The sequence below is a fragment of the Klebsiella sp. 1SOBk10mer genome, assembly GCF_046602535.1.
Taxonomy (GTDB): domain Bacteria; phylum Pseudomonadota; class Gammaproteobacteria; order Enterobacterales; family Enterobacteriaceae; genus Klebsiella; species Klebsiella quasipneumoniae.
Genome location: NZ_JBKIUP010000002.1, coordinates 284,219 through 301,711 on the forward strand (window position 1 = coordinate 284,219; position 17,493 = coordinate 301,711).

Consider the following 17,493-nt stretch of genomic DNA (forward strand, 5'->3'; position numbering starts at 1 on the left):
ACTCCGAAAATGAACCGAGAAGCTCTGGCTCATACGCATGCCCCAATACAAATTTTTATTTGTCGCCCGCCCGGAGCGGGTTTCAACCGAAAGTGAAACCACGCCAGGACAAGGTTACAAATACGTTAACGAAAAACCCAATTGATTCCCCAATATATTACGCCGCAATAACCTTACAATAAATATGTTTTTATTGTTCCAGTTTTACATTTTTCGACGGTGATCAATATATAGCGAAGATGGCCAGTTTAGGCCAATTTGACTTGAGACAATTTAACGTTTTTTGAAGGATTTTTCCAAGCATTAAGTATTGATATAAATCAATTTTTACTCTACGTGTTAATTATGTAGCCCAATAAAGAATATTGGTAAACTTAATGTTAATACTGTGTTTAAAGTATACTTTGATTGGTTACTAAAAAGGGAGAGATGAGAATCATAGGTAATATTATTTAACGCCGCAGGAAAAAAAAGAGCCGATCCGATTAATGTTAGACCGCTCACAGTATTTTTTCCTGTTTTCTTATCCCCTCCCCCACTCTTTTTTTAGTGTCTGTTTTGCTTCCCTCCGGTACGGCCAGGGCATATTTTCCTTTCCGACAACCGCACGTCGAGAATATTTATGAAATAATTCTTAAAATCAATATGATAGATAAGGTTTTCGCCAAACGCGGGGTTTGCTGGCTCAGCGGCTTTCGGGAGAAGCGGATAACGGCCAAAAAAAAGGCCACCTGACGGTGGCCAACCATGTCGAAATCGGACAGATTTCTGCTTGCGGACAAGCAGAGAGGGTTTACTTGATGATCGCTTTCAGCGCTTCGCCGATATCGGCCAGGCTGCGAACGGTTTTCACACCGGCTGCTTCCAGGGCTGCGAATTTCTCATCAGCAGTACCTTTACCGCCAGCGATGATGGCGCCCGCATGGCCCATACGCTTGCCTTTCGGCGCGGTCACGCCCGCGATGTAGCCGACAACCGGCTTGGTCACGTGCTCTTTGATGTAGGCAGCCGCTTCTTCTTCCGCGCTGCCGCCGATCTCACCGATCATGACGATAGCTTCGGTCTGCGGGTCTTCCTGGAACAGCTTCAGGATATCGATGAAGTTAGAGCCCGGGATCGGGTCGCCGCCGATACCGACGCAGGTAGACTGGCCGAAGCCGTAGTCGGTGGTTTGCTTAACCGCTTCATAGGTCAGGGTACCGGAACGGGAAACGATGCCCACTTTACCCGGCTTGTGAATGTGACCCGGCATGATGCCGATTTTGCATTCGCCCGGGGTGATCACGCCTGGGCAGTTCGGGCCGATCATGCGCACGCCCGCTTCGTCCAGTTTCACTTTCACAGTCAGCATATCCAGGGTCGGGATACCTTCGGTGATGGTGATGATAAGCTTAATGCCCGCGTCAATCGCTTCCAGAATGGAATCTTTGCAGAACGGCGCCGGAACGTAGATCACGGTCGCGGTAGCGCCGGTCGCTTCAACGGCTTCGCGCACGGTGTTGAACACCGGCAGGCCCAGGTGCGTGGTGCCGCCTTTGCCTGGCGTCACGCCGCCAACCATTTGCGTACCGTAAGCGATCGCTTGTTCAGAGTGGAAGGTCCCCTGGCTACCGGTGAAGCCCTGGCAGATAACCTTGGTATCTTTATTAATTAAAACTGACATTATTTCCCCTCCACTGCGGCAACAACCTGCTGTGCTGCGTCCGTCAGACTTTTCGCTGCAATAATATTCAGGCCGCTGTCAGCCAGTTTTTTCGCGCCCAGTTCGGCGTTGTTACCTTCCAGACGAACCACCACCGGAACGTTAACCCCAACTTCCGCTACCGCACCGATGATACCGTCAGCGATCAGGTCGCAGCGTACGATACCGCCGAAGATGTTAACCAGCACCGCTTTCACGTTGTCATCAGAGAGGATGATTTTGAACGCTTCGGTGACGCGCTCTTTGGTGGCGCCGCCGCCCACGTCGAGGAAGTTAGCCGGTTCGCCGCCGTGCAGTTTAACGATGTCCATGGTACCCATCGCCAGGCCCGCGCCGTTAACCATGCAACCAATGTTGCCGTCCAGCGCGACGTAGTTCAGTTCCCACTGCGCCGCCTGCGCTTCACGCGGATCTTCCTGAGACTGGTCGCGCATTTCGCGCAGATCCGGCTGGCGGAACAGCGCGTTGCCGTCAGCGCCCAGTTTGCCGTCCAGGCAGATCAGGTCGCCCTGCTTGGTGATCACCAGCGGGTTAATTTCGATCAGCGCGAGGTCGCGCTCCAGGAAAATGGTCGCCAGGCCCATGAAAATCTTAGTGAACTGCTGAACCTGCTTACCTTCCAGGCCCAGTTTGAACGCCAGTTCACGGCCCTGGTAAGGCATCGGGCCAGCCAGCGGATCGATGGCGATCTTGTGGATCAGGTGCGGGGTCTCTTCCGCCACTTTTTCGATTTCCACGCCGCCTTCAGTAGAGGCCATGAACACCACGCGACGGGAACTACGGTCAACGACCGCGCCCAGGTACAGCTCTTTGTCAATATCGGTCGCCGCTTCAACCAGGATCTGGTTAACCGGCTGGCCGTTCGCATCTGTTTGATAGGTCACCAGACGTTTGCCCAGCCAGTGCTCGGCAAATGCGCGGATCTCTTCTTTGCTCTTCACCACTTTCACACCGCCCGCTTTGCCGCGGCCACCAGCGTGAACCTGACATTTCACTACCCACGGACCCGCGCCGATTTTTGAAGCGGCTTCTTCTGCTTCACGCGGAGTAGTACAGGCATAACCCACCGGCGCCGGTAAGCCATAGCGGGCAAAAAGTTGTTTTGCCTGATATTCATGTAAGTTCATGTGTTCAGTCCATCCTTCAGGGTGTAATTATCTTTAAACCTGTAGGCCTGATAACGGCGCTAACGCGTGTTATCCGGCCTACGGTAGGTAATACGCTTGCTGACTACACGTCCAGCAGCAGACGGGTCGGATCTTCCAGCAGCTCTTTAATCGCCACCAGGAAGCCTACCGACTCACGTCCGTCGATCAGACGGTGATCGTAGGAGAGCGCCAGGTACATCATCGGCAGGATCTCTACCTTGCCATTCACCGCCATCGGGCGGTCTTTAATGGCATGCATACCCAGGATGGCGCTCTGCGGTGGGTTGATGATCGGCGTGGACATCAGGGAGCCGAACACGCCGCCGTTGGTGATGGTGAAGTTACCGCCGGTCAGGTCATCTACGGTCAGCTTGCCGTCGCGGCCTTTCACTGCCAGCTCTTTAATATTCTTTTCGATATCCGCCATGCCCAGCAGGTCGACGTCACGCAGAACCGGGGTGACCAGGCCGCGCGGGGTGGATACGGCCATGCTGACGTCGAAGTAGTTGTGGTACACCACGTCGTCGCCATCGATGGAGGCGTTCACTTCCGGATAGCGTTTCAGCGCTTCCACTACCGCTTTCACGTAGAAGGACATAAAGCCCAGGCGGATGCCATGACGTTTTTCGAACGCCTCACCGTACTGCTTACGCAGATCCATGATTGGCTTCATGTTGACTTCGTTGAACGTGGTCAGCATGGCGGTGGAGTTTTTCGCTTCCAGCAGACGCTCGGCCACGCGTTTACGCAGGCGGGTCATCGGGACGCGTTTTTCAGAACGATTGCCCAGCTGCGGCGCCGGCGCGACTGCCGCGGCGGAGGCTGGCGCTTTGGCTTCTGCCGGCGCCGGGGCTTTCGCCAGATGTTTCTCAACGTCTTCGCGGGTCAGACGGCCGCCGACGCCAGTGCCTTTGATGGCCGCTGCGTCGAGGTTGTGTTCAGCCAGCAGACGACGGATCGCCGGGCTCAGCGCGTCGTTGTTCTGCTCTTCCAGAGAAGCCTGCTGACGCTGCGCCGGCGTGGACGCCTTCGCATCGGCTTTTTCGCTGCTTTCTTTACCTGCGCTGTTACCTTCGCGCAGGCGGCCAAGGATCTGGCGAGACAGGACGGTAGCGCCCTCGTCTTCCAGCACTGCATCCAGAATGCCGTCCGCTGATGCCGGTACTTCCAGTACCACTTTGTCAGTTTCGATTTCGACCAGGACTTCGTCACGGACGACCGCGTCGCCCGGTTTTTTGTGCCAGGTGGCGACGGTTGCGTCAGCTACGGACTCAGGCAGGTCGGGAACCAGAATATCTACGCTACTCATTGTGTATCCTTTAATTAATCGACGTTCAGCGCGTCATTGACCAGATCTTGTTGCTGTTTCTGGTGAACGGACATATACCCTACCGCCGGAGAGGCGGAGGCCGGGCGGCCTGCATAACGCAGAGAGGCCCCAAACGGAATCACTTCACGGAAGTGATGCTGGCTGCAGTACCATGCGCCCTGGTTGAGCGGCTCTTCCTGGCACCAGACAAAATCATGCACGTGCGCATACGCTTTCAGCGCTTCCTGCACCGCCTGATGCGGGAACGGATAGAGCTGCTCGATACGAACGATAGCGACATCTTTTTGCTCGTTTTTGCGGCGCTGTTCCAGCAGGTCGTAGTAAACCTTACCAGAGCACAGCACAACGCGCTTCACAGCCTGCGGATCAAGTTGATCGATTTCACCGATGGCCGGCAGGAAAGTGCCGTTCGCCAGCTCATCCATGCTGGAGACTGCCAGCGGATGACGCAGCAGCGACTTCGGCGACATCACCACCAGCGGACGACGCATACCGCGCAGCGCCTGACGACGCAGCATGTGGTACACCTGCGCCGGTGTGGACGGTACGCAGACCTGCATGTTCTGCTCAGCGCACAGCTGCAGATAACGCTCCAGACGCGCGGAGGAGTGCTCCGGACCCTGGCCTTCATAGCCGTGCGGCAGGAGCATCACCAGGCCGCACATCCGGCCCCACTTCTGCTCACCGGAGGAGATGAACTGGTCGATCACCACCTGAGCGCCGTTGGCGAAGTCGCCAAACTGCGCTTCCCAGATGGTCAGGGTGCGCGGCTCAGCGGTGGCGTAACCATATTCAAACGCCAGTACGGCTTCTTCAGACAGCACCGAGTCCCAAACGCGGAACTGGCCCTGACCGTTATGGACATGCTGCAGCGGGGTGTAAGTTGAACCATTGGTCTGGTTATGGATCACCGCATGACGATGGAAGAAGGTGCCGCGACCGGAGTCTTCCCCGGACAGACGCACCGGAATACCTTCGTCAACCAGCGTGGCGTAGGCCAGGTTTTCGGCGCCGCCCCAGTCGAACAGCTTCTCACCTGCCGCCATCGCCTGGCGGTCGGCGTAAATTTTCGCTACGCGGGACTGCATTTCGATACCTTCCGGCACCGTGCTGATGCGTTTCGCCAGCTCCTGCAGACGCTTCGGCTCCACTTTATCCGGATAGCTCTCGTCCCACTCATGATTGAGGTACGGCGACCAGGTAAAGGAGTGCATGTTCATAGGACGCCATTCCTGCACCACGCATTCGCCGGCATCCAGCGCATCGCGGTAGAGGTTAACCTGCTCGGTCGCGTCTTCCAGAGTCGCCACCTTCTCCTGCTCCAGCTTGTCAGCATAGATTTTGCGCGGGGTCGGGTGCTTTTTGATCTTCTGATACATCAGCGGCTGAGTTGCGCTCGGCTCATCGGCTTCGTTATGGCCGTGACGGCGGTAGCACACCAGATCGATGAAAACATCGCGTTTGAAGGTATTGCGGAAATCCAGCGCCAGACGAGTGACGAACGCGACCGCTTCCGGATCGTCGGCATTGACGTGGAAAATCGGCGCCTGCACCATTTTACCGATGTCGGTGCAGTACGGGGTCGAACGCGCATCCAGCGGGTTAGAGGTCGTGAAGCCCACCTGGTTGTTGATAACGATGCGCACGGTACCGCCCACTTCGTAACCGCGGGCTTTCGACATGTTCAGGGTTTCCTGAACCACGCCCTGACCGGTGACGGCGGCGTCGCCGTGGATAGTGATCGGCAGAACCTTGTTGCTGCTCGGCTCGTCCAGACGATCCAGACGGGCGCGTACGGAACCGATAACCACCGGGCTGACGATCTCGAGGTGCGACGGGTTAAACGCCAGCGCCAGGTGCACCAGACCGCCTTCGGTTTCCATATCGGATGAGAAGCCCATGTGGTACTTCACATCGCCGGTACCGAGATGTTCTTTATGTTTGCCGGCGAACTCGTCGAACAGATCCTGCGGTTTTTTACCCAGCACGTTGACCAGCACGTTGAGACGACCGCGGTGCGCCATGCCCAGCACCACTTCGCGGGTGCCGCTCTTGCCCGCATGGCGGATCATCTCTTTGAGCATCGGGATCAGGGCATCGCCACCCTCCAGCGAGAAGCGCTTCGCCCCCGGGAATTTGGCGCCGAGGTAGCGCTCCAGGCCTTCCGCGGCGGTCAGTTCGCTGAGGAAGCGTTTTTTCTCTTCCGCGCTAAAGCTCGCTTTGCCAGCTACCGATTCAATGCGCTGCTGGATCCAGCGTTTTTCTTCGGTAGAGGTGATATGCATGTATTCCGCGCCGATGGAGCCGCAGTAGGTTTGCTTGAGGGCGGCAATCAACTCGCCCAGCTTCATCGTGTCTTTACCGATGGCAAATGAACCTACGTTATAGCTTTCCTGGAAATCGGCCTCGGTCAGATCGTGGTAGGCCGGATCGAGATCCGCCACTCTCTCTTGCTTCCACAGCCCCAGCGGATCGAGATTCGCATGCTGGTGGCCACGGAAACGGTATGCGTTGATGAGCTGCAGGACTTTAACCTGCTTCACATTGGTGTCTGGGTCGGAAATCGAAGAAGTGTAACGTGAGGCATCCTTCGCCAGTCGACGGAAATAATCACGCGTTTTGGAATGAAATTGATCCGGTTTAACTCCGGTGCCAGGTAACTGCTGGAACATTGAACGCCAGTTGGCGTCAACAGAGTCAGGATCGGTTAAGAAGTCTTCATAGAGCTGTTCTATCCAGCTCTGGTTCGAACCAGAGAGGTAAGAAGAGTCCAGCCAGGCTTTCATTGCGCCGTTCTGCATCGTGATCCCTTAAGCATTCATATGCTTATTTCGCCGTAGAAACTACCACGCACACCGAGTGCACGTGCCGGGGTTCACTTGTTGCGGACGAGTTGTGGTTTCTATCCGCTAAGGAACCTTTAAAAACTGCCATTAATCTTCGGCGTTCAGGCTGCGGTTGCGTTAGCTGCCTTCACTTACCCCGGTCACATAGTTCGCTATGCTCCCGGGGATGCGTTCAGTTGCCGCCTTACCTCGCACTGAACGCCTTGATTACTGGTACATCTTGTGGCGGTTTTTAAAGATTTCCTGCTATCCCTTCATACTTCAAGTTACATGTACGTTGTCCTGTAACTCGAATTATTTAGGGTATTCATTTCCCGGTAGCACAAACGCTACCGGGGTTACTGCTTTTGGTAGCCCGGATAAGCGGTAGCGCCATCCGGGATACACCGGGTTTCTTACGCGCTGCGCTGCAGCAGCATCGACTTAATATGGCCGATGGCGCGCGTCGGGTTCAGCCCCTTCGGACACACACTGACGCAGTTCATAATGCTGTGACAGCGGAATACGCTGAAAGCATCGCTCAGGCCGTCCAGACGCTCGCTGGTTTCGGTATCGCGACTGTCGATCAGGAAGCGATACGCGGCCAACAGGCCAGCCGGGCCAATGAACTTATCCGGGTTCCACCAGAACGACGGGCACGAAGTCGAACAACATGCGCAGAGAATACACTCGTACAGACCATCGAGTTTCTCACGCTGCTCAGGCATCTGCAGATGCTCGCGAGCCGGAGGATTTTGCCCATTATTCAACAAGTAAGGCTTAATCTTCTCATATTGTGCATAGAATTGCCCCATGTCCACCACCAAATCACGGATAACCGGTAATCCTGGCAGCGGACGGATAACAATCTTCTTGCCCGGCTGATTCAGCGCGGAGATCGGCGTGATGCACGCCAGACCGTTTTTCCCGTTCATATTCAGGCCATCGGAACCACAAACCCCTTCACGGCAGGAGCGGCGGAACGACAGCGACGGATCTTTTTCTTTCAGCTGGATCAGCGCATCCAGCAGCATCATGTCACGACCTTCTTCCGCTTCGAGGGTGTAATCCTGCATGTGCGGAGCGTCATCAACATCCGGGTTATAGCGATAAATTGAAAACTCGAGTTTCATTTTCCTGTCTCCGCATTAGTAAGTACGAATCTTCGGCGGGAATGCCGGACGCAGTTTCGGTTCCATGTTGACGCTACGACGCGTCATGGATTCCGACTCTGGCAGATACAGGGAATGGCACAGCCAGTTTTCATCATCACGATCCGGGAAGTCGAAGCGGCTGTGGGCGCCACGGCTCTCGGTACGGAAGTTAGCGGATACGGCGGTCGCGTACGCGGTTTCCATCAGGTTATCCAGCTCCAGGCACTCAACGCGCTGGGTGTTGAACTCGCTGGAGGTATCGTCGAGACGGGCGTTTTTCAGGCGCTCGCGGATCACTTTCAGCTGTTCCAGACCTTTGTGCATCGCATCGCCTTCGCGGAACACCGAGAAGTTATGCTGCATACATTCCTGCAGCGCTTTGCGGATCGCCACCGGATCTTCACCGGAACGGGTGTTGTTCCAGCGGTTGAGGCGGTCCAGCGAGCCTTCGATATCGGATTCGCTGGCGTCGCGCAGCGTGCCCTGCTCGGCGATGGATTCCTGCAGATGCAGGCCCGCCGCGCGGCCGAAGACCACCAGGTCGAGCAGCGAGTTGCCGCCAAGACGGTTAGCGCCGTGGACCGATACGCAGGCGATTTCGCCTACCGCGAACAGGCCCGGGATCACCACGTCTTCGCCCTTCTCATTGACGGTCAGCGCCTGGCCGGTCACTTTGGTCGGAATACCGCCCATCATGTAGTGGCAGGTTGGGATAACCGGGATCGGCTCTTTCACCGGATCGACGTGAGCAAAGGTACGGGACAGCTCGAGGATACCCGGCAGACGAGATTCCAGAACCTCTTTACCCAGGTGATCCAGCTTCAATTTCGCGTGCGGGCCCCACGGGCCATCGCAGCCGCGACCTTCGCGGATTTCGATCATGATGGAACGCGCCACCACGTCACGACCCGCCAGGTCTTTGGCGTTCGGGGCATAACGCTCCATAAAGCGTTCGCCGTGTTTATTGAGCAGATAACCACCTTCGCCGCGGCAACCTTCGGTGACCAGAACCCCTGCCCCGGCGATGCCGGTCGGGTGGAACTGCCACATTTCCATATCCTGCACCGGCACGCCGGCACGAATGGCCATCCCGACGCCGTCACCGGTGTTGATGTGGGCGTTGGTGGTGGACTGATAGATACGGCCTGCGCCGCCGGTCGCCAGCACGGTGGCGCGGGCTTTAAAGTAGACCACTTCGCCGGTCTCGATGCACAGGGCGGTACAACCCACCACCGCGCCGTCCTGGTTTTTCACCAGATCGAGGGCATACCATTCGGAGAAAATAGTGGTGTGGTTTTTAAGGTTCTGCTGGTACAGGGTGTGCAGCAGGGCGTGGCCAGTACGGTCAGCCGCCGCCGCGGTGCGCGCCGCCTGCTCGCCGCCGAAGTTCTTCGACTGGCCGCCGAACGGGCGCTGATAAATACGGCCGTCGTCAAGACGGGAGAACGGCAGGCCCATGTGCTCCAGCTCGAGAATCGCTTCCGGGCCGGTCTTACACATATATTCGATGGCGTCCTGGTCACCGATATAGTCCGACCCTTTTACGGTGTCGTACATATGCCATTCCCAGTTATCTTCATGGGAGTTACCGAGCGCGACGGTGATACCCCCCTGCGCTGACACGGTATGGGAACGGGTCGGGAAGACTTTAGAGAGCAGCGCACAGGTCTGTCCGCTCTGGGAAATTTGCAGCGCCGCGCGCATACCTGCGCCGCCGGCACCGATGACAACAGCATCAAACTCTCTGACTGGCAATTTCATTACACACCCCACACCACAACAAATCCATAAAGAACGTAAGCCACCAGCGCCACAACGATAGCCAGCTGCAGAACCAGGCGCAGAGCCAGTGGTTTAACGTAGTCCGTTAACACCTGCCACATCCCGATCCAGGCATGGATAAGAATGGAAACGAGAGCCAGCAGAGTAAAGACTTTAGTGAAGCCGGAGGCAAAGAATCCGGTCCACACTTCCCATGAGATCTCACCGGTGGTAGCGAAGAAGCCAACCATGTAGATGATGTAGAGGGTCAGAACGATGGCGGTAGCACGGACCAGAATAAAGTCATGTACGCCGTTGCGTCCCAGTGCTGAGGCGTTGCTTACCATACGAGGACTCCTGCGAGAAGTGAAAGCACGACAGTAATAACAAAAGAAATCTTGGCGGAACGTTTCCCTGCTTCGAGGGTTTCGTCCAGGTAACCAAAGTCCATCATCAGATGGCGGATACCGACAACGACGTGATAGGCCAGCGCGGTGAGAATGCCCCACATGATGAACTTCACAAAGAAGCTATCCATGATCGAGGCCGCCGTCAGAAAACCTTCAGGGGAGGAGAGGCTGGTGCCCAGCAGCCAAAGCAGAATTCCGACCGCCACGAAGGTGATGACACCGGAAACGCGATGGAGAATGGACGCTATCGCCGTGATTGGGAACCGTATCGTTTGTAGATCCAGATTGACAGGTCTTTGTTTTTTCACATTTCTTACCATGAATAACGCCCACATGCTGTTCTTATTGTTTCCTTCCTCCGGTCTGCTTGCGGGTCAGACAGCGTCCTTTCTATAACCAGAAGTCATGTTAAAACGTCTTTTCAGGCATTAAAACATCACTAAACAACGCTGGGTGGCTCGGGATTGCAGGGTGTTCCGGAGACCTGGCCGCAGTATAGGCCGTTCACAAAATCATTACAATTAACCTACATATAGTTTGTTGGGTTTTCTCCGGAACAGTGATCAAGGTCACGATAACAACATTTTTTTAATTTTTAATCACCTGATTTGACAAATATTAAACATTCTTGTTACAACCATTACCAGTTAAATGCAATAATGCTCAAAAGTTATGGGGTCACTCTTTCACCTGAGAATAAGTTATGTAACAGTGTGTCAGTATTGACCGATGTAATCAGGACAGTTATTAGTGGTATACAGGTTTTAATATTCGGACTGCTAAAACGCTGATTTGCTGTTGTTTCACCGCAGCCCTGAAGAACGTGCCATCAAGCGCCGTTGCTCTGTACCCTGCCCTTTTCGCTGACGCAGAGCTGTGTGCAACATAACAAACTGGTAACGTATACGGGCGTGGGCCGAAAGCAAATCCACCACCCGGCAGTCTTAAGCAATAAAGGCGCTAAGGAGACCATAAATGTCTGATGCTAAAGCAAAAATCACCCTGGGTGGTGACACTGCTATTGAACTGGATGTGCTAAAAGGCACGCTCGGTCAGGATGTTATTGATATTCGTAGTCTTGGTTCAAAAGGCGTATTTACCTTTGACCCAGGTTTCACATCTACCGCTTCCTGTGAATCTAAAATTACGTTTATCGATGGTGACGAGGGGATCCTGCTGCACCGCGGCTTCCCGATCGACCAGTTAGCGACCGAATCAAACTATCTTGAAGTTTGTTACATTCTGCTGAACGGTGAAAAACCAACCCAGGCCGAATATGACGAATTCAAAACCACCGTGACCCGTCACACCATGATCCATGAGCAGATCACCCGTCTGTTCCATGCGTTCCGTCGCGATTCTCACCCGATGGCCGTTATGTGCGGGATCACCGGCGCCCTGGCGGCGTTCTATCACGACTCCCTCGACGTGAATAACCCGCGTCACCGTGAAATCGCCGCCTATCGCCTGCTGTCCAAAATGCCGACCATGGCAGCTATGTGTTACAAGTATTCTATCGGCCAGCCGTTTGTTTATCCGCGCAACGACCTCTCCTACGCCGGCAACTTCCTGCGCATGATGTTCGCCACGCCGTGCGAAGAGTACGAAGTCAATCCGGTGCTCGAGCGCGCCATGGACCGTATTCTGATCCTGCACGCCGATCACGAGCAGAACGCCTCGACCTCGACGGTACGTACCGCGGGCTCTTCCGGCGCTAACCCGTTCGCCTGTATCGCAGCCGGCATCGCCTCTCTGTGGGGACCGGCGCACGGCGGCGCCAACGAAGCGGCGCTGAAAATGCTGGAAGAGATCAGCTCCGTTGAACACATTCCGGAATTTGTTCGTCGTGCGAAAGACAAGAATGACTCATTCCGCCTGATGGGCTTCGGCCATCGTGTTTACAAAAACTACGACCCGCGCGCCACCGTGATGCGTGAAACCTGCCATGAAGTGCTGAAAGAGCTGGGCACCAAAGACGACCTGCTGCAGGTGGCCATGGAGCTGGAGCATATCGCGCTGAACGACCCGTACTTCATCGAGAAGAAGCTCTACCCGAACGTCGACTTCTACTCCGGTATCATCCTGAAAGCGATGGGTATTCCGTCCTCCATGTTTACCGTTATCTTCGCCATGGCGCGTACCGTGGGCTGGATTGCGCACTGGAACGAAATGCACAGCGACGGCATGAAGATCGCCCGTCCGCGTCAGCTGTACACCGGCTACGCCAAACGCGACTTCCAGTCCGACATCAAGCGTTAATCTCGCTGTCCGGATGATAAAAACGCGCCTGCTGGCGCGTTTTTTATGCCTGACGATGAAGCCTGGCGCTGACACTGCCTGCTGCCGGCTTAATGCTGGCAGTGCGGGCACCAGTAAAACGGCCGCGATGAGAGCATGGTCTTCTCAATCACGCCCCCGCAGCGCTCGCACTTTTCCCCATCGCGATGGAAGACCTTAAAGCGGAACAGCGCGCCGTGGTGCTTGTTGTTATCGGGCTGGCCGCGAGTGCGATAAGAAAGCCGCGGGATATCGAGTAGCGCGTGCGCCAGCGCATCCAGCTGTGTTTCATTAAGCTCCGAGGCCTTATGCCCCCCGGTCAGCCCCACCTGCCAGAGGATTTCCACCCGTAGATAGTTACCCAGACCGGCAAGAAAAGCCTGATCCAGCAGCAGGCCGGAAAACTGACGATTGCGGAATTTGGCCGACAGCAGTCGCGCTTTCACCTGCTCCGCGGTTAACGTCATATCCAGCACGTCCGGACCGACGCGCAGCAAGAACGGATGGTTGGCCTCCTGCTCCGCCGTGAGCATCTCGATGTCCGACGCGCTGTAGAGCAAAATCGCCTTGCTGGTCGTCTGTAGCCTGACGCGCAACACCCGGTTAGAGGCAGGCTGTTCGCCGGCCTCAACCACGCGCCAAACGCCGTACAGCTGATTATGGCTGTACAGGGTCAGGCCGCCGGAGAAGCGTGTCAGCAGGGCTTTGCCCCGGGTGTCGATATGGGTAACCCGCTGACCAATCAGTTCGGTTTGATAGGGTTGCAACCGGGGAAAAGCGAACCAGACGTCGGTTAAGGGTTCGTCTTTGATTGCTGCCTCCAGTGTATCCGCCGCGCGGCGGATCTCCGGACCTTCCGGCATACTGTCATCCTTCTGTTAGTGGGTGGCGCCGCCGCCCAGTTTACTATCCACCGGCTGGTGCAGGGCTACGGCTATGGCCGTCTCCAGCGCTTCCCGCACGGTGGCGGTCGCCATACTCGGCTCGCCGGGATGGGCCGCCGCCTGCGCCGGTAGCCAGGGAATATGGATAAACCCGCCCCTCACCTCATTCTGTCCCTGCAGCTTGTGCAGCAGACCGTACATGACGTGATTGCAGACGAAGGTGCCGGCGGTTTGAGACACTGAGGCCGGGATCCCGCGATCGCGCAGCGCGCTGACGATCGCTTTGATCGGCAAGGTGCTGAACCACGCGGCCGGCCCGCCGTCGACGATCGGCGTGTCGATGGGTTGCTGGCCTTTGTTATCGGGGATACGCGCATCATCGACGTTAATCGCCACACGTTCGACGCTGATATCGACCCGGCCGCCGGCCTGTCCCACCGCGATAACCAGCTTCGGCTGCAGGTCTTCAATCGCCGCGTCCAGCGCCGACAGCGCCTCGCCAAACACGCAGGGAAGCGGCCTGGCAATCACCGGCTGACCAGCAATCATTGTACCGTCAAGCTGCTGCACCACTTCCCAGGAAGGGTTCACCGTCTCGCCGTCAAAGGGTTCAAAACCGGTGAGTAATACGCCCGCCATCGTCTTCTCCTTCGCGGTCCTTCAGATTGTCATATCTCAGCCTCTGGCTGAGCGCTGACCATAATATGGCGCCCGGCGAACGCCGCCCGCAAACGGCGGGCAAATTCGAGGGCATGCGAACCATCGCCATGCAGACATACCGTCTGCGCCACCACGTTCGCCCATTCGCCGCTGACGCTACGCACCCGGTGGTGTTGCACCATTTCGAGGGTTTGCGCCAGGGCCTGCTCTTCGCTGTCAATCAGCGCGCCAGGCTCGGTGCGCGGCACCAGGCTGCCGTCGGCCAGATAACCGCGATCGGCAAACACCTCCTGACGCGTCGTCAAGCCATAGCGTTGCCCAGCGCGGATCAGTTCGCTGCCCGCCAGACCCACCAGCACCAGCTGCGGGTTAACATCGCGGACCGCGCGGGCGATCGCGTCGGCCAGCGGCGGCGATTTGGCCGCCTGGTTGTAGAGCATGCCGTGCGGCTTTACGTGCTGCAACTCGCCGCCCTGAGCCTGAACGATCGCCGCCAGAGCGCCAATCTGATACAGCGTCTGGGCATAGACCGTTTCCGGCGGCAGATCCATCGCCGTGCGGCCAAAATTTTCCCGGTCGGGATATCCCGGATGGGCGCCCACCGCCACGCCGTACTTCAGCGCCTCGCGCACGCTCTGCACCATCAGCCCGGCGTCGCCGGCGTGAAAACCACAGGCGATATTCGCCGACGACACCAGCTGGAGCAGCGCGCTATCGTTCGCCCCGCCTTCCCCGAGATCGGCATTGAGATCAATCATCATCGTGGAGTCTCCACGCCAGTTGTTCAAGATAACGCTGACGATCGGCCCGCGCCTTCAGCGCCTCCTCCAGCGAGCAGGCCACGAAATGGATCGGCTGCCCGAGCGGGATCTGCGCCAGCTGGTACATATCGGCATCGATGATGCAGGCGATCCGCGGATAGCCGCCGGTGGTTTGCGCGTCGTTCATCAGCACAATGGGCTGGCCGTTGTGCGGCACCTGCACCACGCCCGGCAGCAGGCCGTGCGACAGCATTTCGCGATCGGTGGTGCGTTTCAGCGGCTGCCCCTGCAGGCGGTACCCCATGCGGTTACTCTGCGGACTGAGCTTCCAGGGGGCGCGCCAGAATGACGCCTGCGAGGCCGCGTCAAATTCGTGGTACTCCGGCCCGGGCAGCGCACGAATGCGGTTGCCCAGCGGCAGCTGCTTGACGCCGCGCGGGGTGGTGAAGCGGCGGGCGGCTTTCCCGAGCTTCAGCTTGTCGCCGTCCTGCAGGCGGCGTCCTTCCAGACCGCCAATCCCCGCCTTGAGATCCGTGCAGCGCGAGCCAAGGACCTCGGGAACCGCAATCCCGCCCGCCACCGCCAGATAGCTGCGAATGCCATGCTGCGGCGTTTTCAGCACCAGGCGCTGCCCGGGCCGGTAGGCGGTGCGCCAGCCCACCCAGACCGCTTTACCGTCCAGCGTCGCTTCGCAGGCGGCGCCGGTCAGCGCAAACCAGCCGCTGCGGGCAAATTCGATCTCCACCTGGCCGAGGGTAATCTCCAGCCCGGCGGCATTCGCCTCGTTGCCAACCAGCAGATTGGCAATCACCAGCGAGGGATAATCCAGAGCGCCGCAGCGGCTGATGCCAGACTGGCGCAGGCCTTCTCGTCCACCGTCCTGTACCGAGGTGTACAGGCCGGCGCGGATCAGAGTCAACATACCCCCTCCTTTTGCGGCACAAAGCGAATTTTATCGCCCACGCGCAGCAGCGCAGGCTCCTTCCGCGACGGGTCGAACAGCGTTAGCGAGGTCCGCCCCAGCAGCTGCCAGCCGCCGGGCGTCGCCAGCGGATAGATCCCGGTTTGCGCGCCGCCGATACCCACCGACCCGGCCGGGACGTGCACGCGCGGTTCGGCGCGACGCGGCGTCGCCAGCGCCGCTGGCAACCCGCCCAGGTAGGGAAATCCCGGCTGAAAACCAATAAACCAGACCAGATACTCCACCGAGGCGTGCAGCTCCACGACCTGCTTTTCACTGAGGCCGCTGTGCTGCGCCACCACCCCGAGATCCGGTCCGGCCTCGCCGCCGTAGACGACCGGAATGGTCAGCGAGCGCGACTCCGGCTCGATCGCGAGGCTCTCCTCCCACCAGCGCTGCAGACGGTCTATCGCCTCCCACGCCACCTCCTGCGGGCGGCGGAGCACCACAGTGATATTGTTCATGCCGGGAATGGCGTCAATCACTTCCTCATGGTTCGCCAGACGCTGGGCTAAGCCCCAGATCCGCTGCTGGCTCTCAAGGGTGACCGGCGGCTCCAGCTCCAGCACGACGGCCGTTTCTCCTAACAGATAACAACGCGCTCGCTGCACTTTTCTCTCTCCCGTCAGGCAGGGTTGGGAATATCAATAAAGGTGACGTCCAGGTCAGTGGTTTCCGTCAGCCATTCGCTGAGGGCGCGAATACCGCCCCGCTCGGTGGCGTGGTGGCCGGCGGCATAAAAATGCAGGCCCTGCTCGCGGGCGGAATGGATGGTTTGTTCCGACACCTCGCCGGTGATAAACGCGTCCACGCCAAAGCGCGCCGCGGCGTCGATAAAGCTCTGGCCGCCGCCGGTACACCAGGCGACGCGGCTGACGGTGTCCGGCCCGGTATCGCCGCACCACAGCGGCTTACGCCCCAGCCTCGCTTCAATCCATGAGGCCAGTTCAAGGCCGGAAACCGGCATCGACAGTTCGCCCCAGGGCACCAGCGGTTCGATTTCCCCCAGCACGTTAATCCCCAACAGATGCGCCAGTTGCGCGTTATTGCCCAGCTCGGGATGGGCATCCAGCGGCAGGTGCCAGCCGTAGAGATTGATATCATTGGCCAGCAGGGTTTTCAGGCGCCGGCGCTTCATACCGCGGATCACTGGCGATTCGTTTTTCCAGAAATAGCCGTGATGGACAATCACCGCATCCGCCTGAAGACGAACGGCCTCATCCAGCAGCGCCTGGCTGGCCGTCACTCCGGTGACGATCTTGTGCACCGTGTCGCGCCCTTCCACCTGCAGACCGTTAGGGGCGAAGTCACTGATGGCTGCACTATTGAGCTTGTCGTTTATCAGTTGTTCCAGTTCGCTATTTTTCATCGCCACTCCAGCAGATAATCAGGGTATACAAAGGCATAACATAACCAGATCCATTCGGGTCGTCGATAGTCCGCCTCCGACACTGACGATGACTTTTTACCGAATAGCGCAATTTGTCTATTCACCCCGCCGCGCATTCGTGTATATTTATGCACTAATAAAGCATATTAAATAATCAGAAAGCCCCTCAAGCCATGAATATGACTAATTAAACGCTATTCATGCAGAACGATCGACTTTCGCTTTAGGCC

The 17,493-nt window shown here is 57.4% G+C and carries 15 protein-coding genes; 1 reads left to right on the forward strand and 14 read right to left on the reverse strand.

Annotation, left to right across the window (positions count from 1 at the left end):
• Positions 1-793: 793 nt before the first annotated feature.
• From sucD to sdhC, 8 genes are all read right to left on the reverse strand, one after another.
• Entirely contained in the window at positions 794-1,663 is an 870-nt protein-coding gene (gene sucD, locus ACLH1I_RS07145) for a succinate--CoA ligase subunit alpha (RefSeq protein ID WP_004885990.1), read from the reverse strand.
• The gene (gene sucC / locus ACLH1I_RS07150; RefSeq protein ID WP_002895039.1) at positions 1,663-2,829 is read right to left on the reverse strand and encodes an ADP-forming succinate--CoA ligase subunit beta; all 1,167 of its coding nucleotides are present in this window, start codon (positions 2,827-2,829) and stop codon (positions 1,663-1,665) included. The genes sucD and sucC overlap by 1 nt, the downstream gene beginning before the upstream one ends.
• A gap of 103 nt (positions 2,830-2,932) precedes the next feature.
• Positions 2,933-4,159, reverse strand: a complete 1,227-nt coding sequence (gene odhB / locus ACLH1I_RS07155; protein ID WP_004885986.1) for a 2-oxoglutarate dehydrogenase complex dihydrolipoyllysine-residue succinyltransferase — start codon at positions 4,157-4,159, stop codon at positions 2,933-2,935.
• Positions 4,160-4,173: 14 nt separating this feature from the next.
• On the reverse strand, positions 4,174-6,981 hold the full coding sequence (gene sucA, locus ACLH1I_RS07160; RefSeq protein WP_032455733.1) for a 2-oxoglutarate dehydrogenase E1 component: 2,808 nt from the start codon (positions 6,979-6,981) through the stop codon (positions 4,174-4,176).
• Positions 6,982-7,421: 440 nt separating this feature from the next.
• Positions 7,422-8,138, reverse strand: a complete 717-nt coding sequence (sdhB, locus tag ACLH1I_RS07165) for a succinate dehydrogenase iron-sulfur subunit SdhB (protein ID WP_002894954.1) — start codon at positions 8,136-8,138, stop codon at positions 7,422-7,424.
• Between the two features lie 15 nt (positions 8,139-8,153).
• Positions 8,154-9,920, reverse strand: coding sequence for a succinate dehydrogenase flavoprotein subunit (gene sdhA, locus ACLH1I_RS07170; protein WP_004179067.1), 1,767 nt, complete (start codon positions 9,918-9,920; stop codon positions 8,154-8,156).
• Positions 9,920-10,267, reverse strand: coding sequence for a succinate dehydrogenase membrane anchor subunit (gene sdhD / locus ACLH1I_RS07175; RefSeq protein WP_002894949.1), 348 nt, complete (start codon positions 10,265-10,267; stop codon positions 9,920-9,922). Before sdhD ends, sdhA begins: the two co-directional genes overlap by 1 nt.
• Positions 10,261-10,665 carry a succinate dehydrogenase cytochrome b556 subunit gene (sdhC, locus tag ACLH1I_RS07180; RefSeq protein WP_004142216.1) on the reverse strand — a complete coding sequence of 135 codons (405 nt, stop codon included), beginning with the start codon at positions 10,663-10,665 and terminating at the stop codon, positions 10,261-10,263. The genes sdhD and sdhC overlap by 7 nt, the downstream gene beginning before the upstream one ends.
• Before the next feature lie 640 nt (positions 10,666-11,305).
• Between sdhC and gltA the strand changes: the two genes are divergently transcribed.
• Complete coding sequence (gene gltA / locus ACLH1I_RS07185) at positions 11,306-12,589, forward strand: citrate synthase (protein ID WP_004885983.1); 1,284 nt, start codon at positions 11,306-11,308, stop codon at positions 12,587-12,589.
• An 89-nt stretch (positions 12,590-12,678) separates the two neighbouring features.
• On the opposite strand, the gene nei is transcribed toward gltA, so the two are convergent.
• From nei to ACLH1I_RS07215, 6 genes are read right to left on the reverse strand one after another with little or no spacing between them, the layout of a single operon-like run.
• On the reverse strand, positions 12,679-13,470 hold the full coding sequence (gene nei / locus ACLH1I_RS07190; protein WP_023319990.1) for an endonuclease VIII: 792 nt from the start codon (positions 13,468-13,470) through the stop codon (positions 12,679-12,681).
• A gap of 15 nt (positions 13,471-13,485) precedes the next feature.
• Positions 13,486-14,130: a pyroglutamyl-peptidase I gene (gene pcp, locus ACLH1I_RS07195; protein ID WP_049116011.1), complete on the reverse strand. Its 645-nt coding sequence runs from the start codon at positions 14,128-14,130 to the stop codon at positions 13,486-13,488.
• Between the two features lie 29 nt (positions 14,131-14,159).
• Entirely contained in the window at positions 14,160-14,912 is a 753-nt protein-coding gene (pxpA, locus tag ACLH1I_RS07200) for a 5-oxoprolinase subunit PxpA (protein ID WP_017901414.1), read from the reverse strand.
• On the reverse strand, positions 14,902-15,834 hold the full coding sequence (gene pxpC / locus ACLH1I_RS07205; RefSeq protein WP_004885976.1) for a 5-oxoprolinase subunit PxpC: 933 nt from the start codon (positions 15,832-15,834) through the stop codon (positions 14,902-14,904). The genes pxpA and pxpC overlap by 11 nt, the downstream gene beginning before the upstream one ends.
• The gene (gene pxpB / locus ACLH1I_RS07210) at positions 15,828-16,484 is read right to left on the reverse strand and encodes a 5-oxoprolinase subunit PxpB (protein ID WP_017901415.1); all 657 of its coding nucleotides are present in this window, start codon (positions 16,482-16,484) and stop codon (positions 15,828-15,830) included. Before pxpB ends, pxpC begins: the two co-directional genes overlap by 7 nt.
• A gap of 14 nt (positions 16,485-16,498) precedes the next feature.
• Positions 16,499-17,242 carry a type 2 GTP cyclohydrolase I gene (locus ACLH1I_RS07215; protein ID WP_004885970.1) on the reverse strand — a complete coding sequence of 248 codons (744 nt, stop codon included), beginning with the start codon at positions 17,240-17,242 and terminating at the stop codon, positions 16,499-16,501.
• Positions 17,243-17,493: the final 251 nt, after the last annotated feature.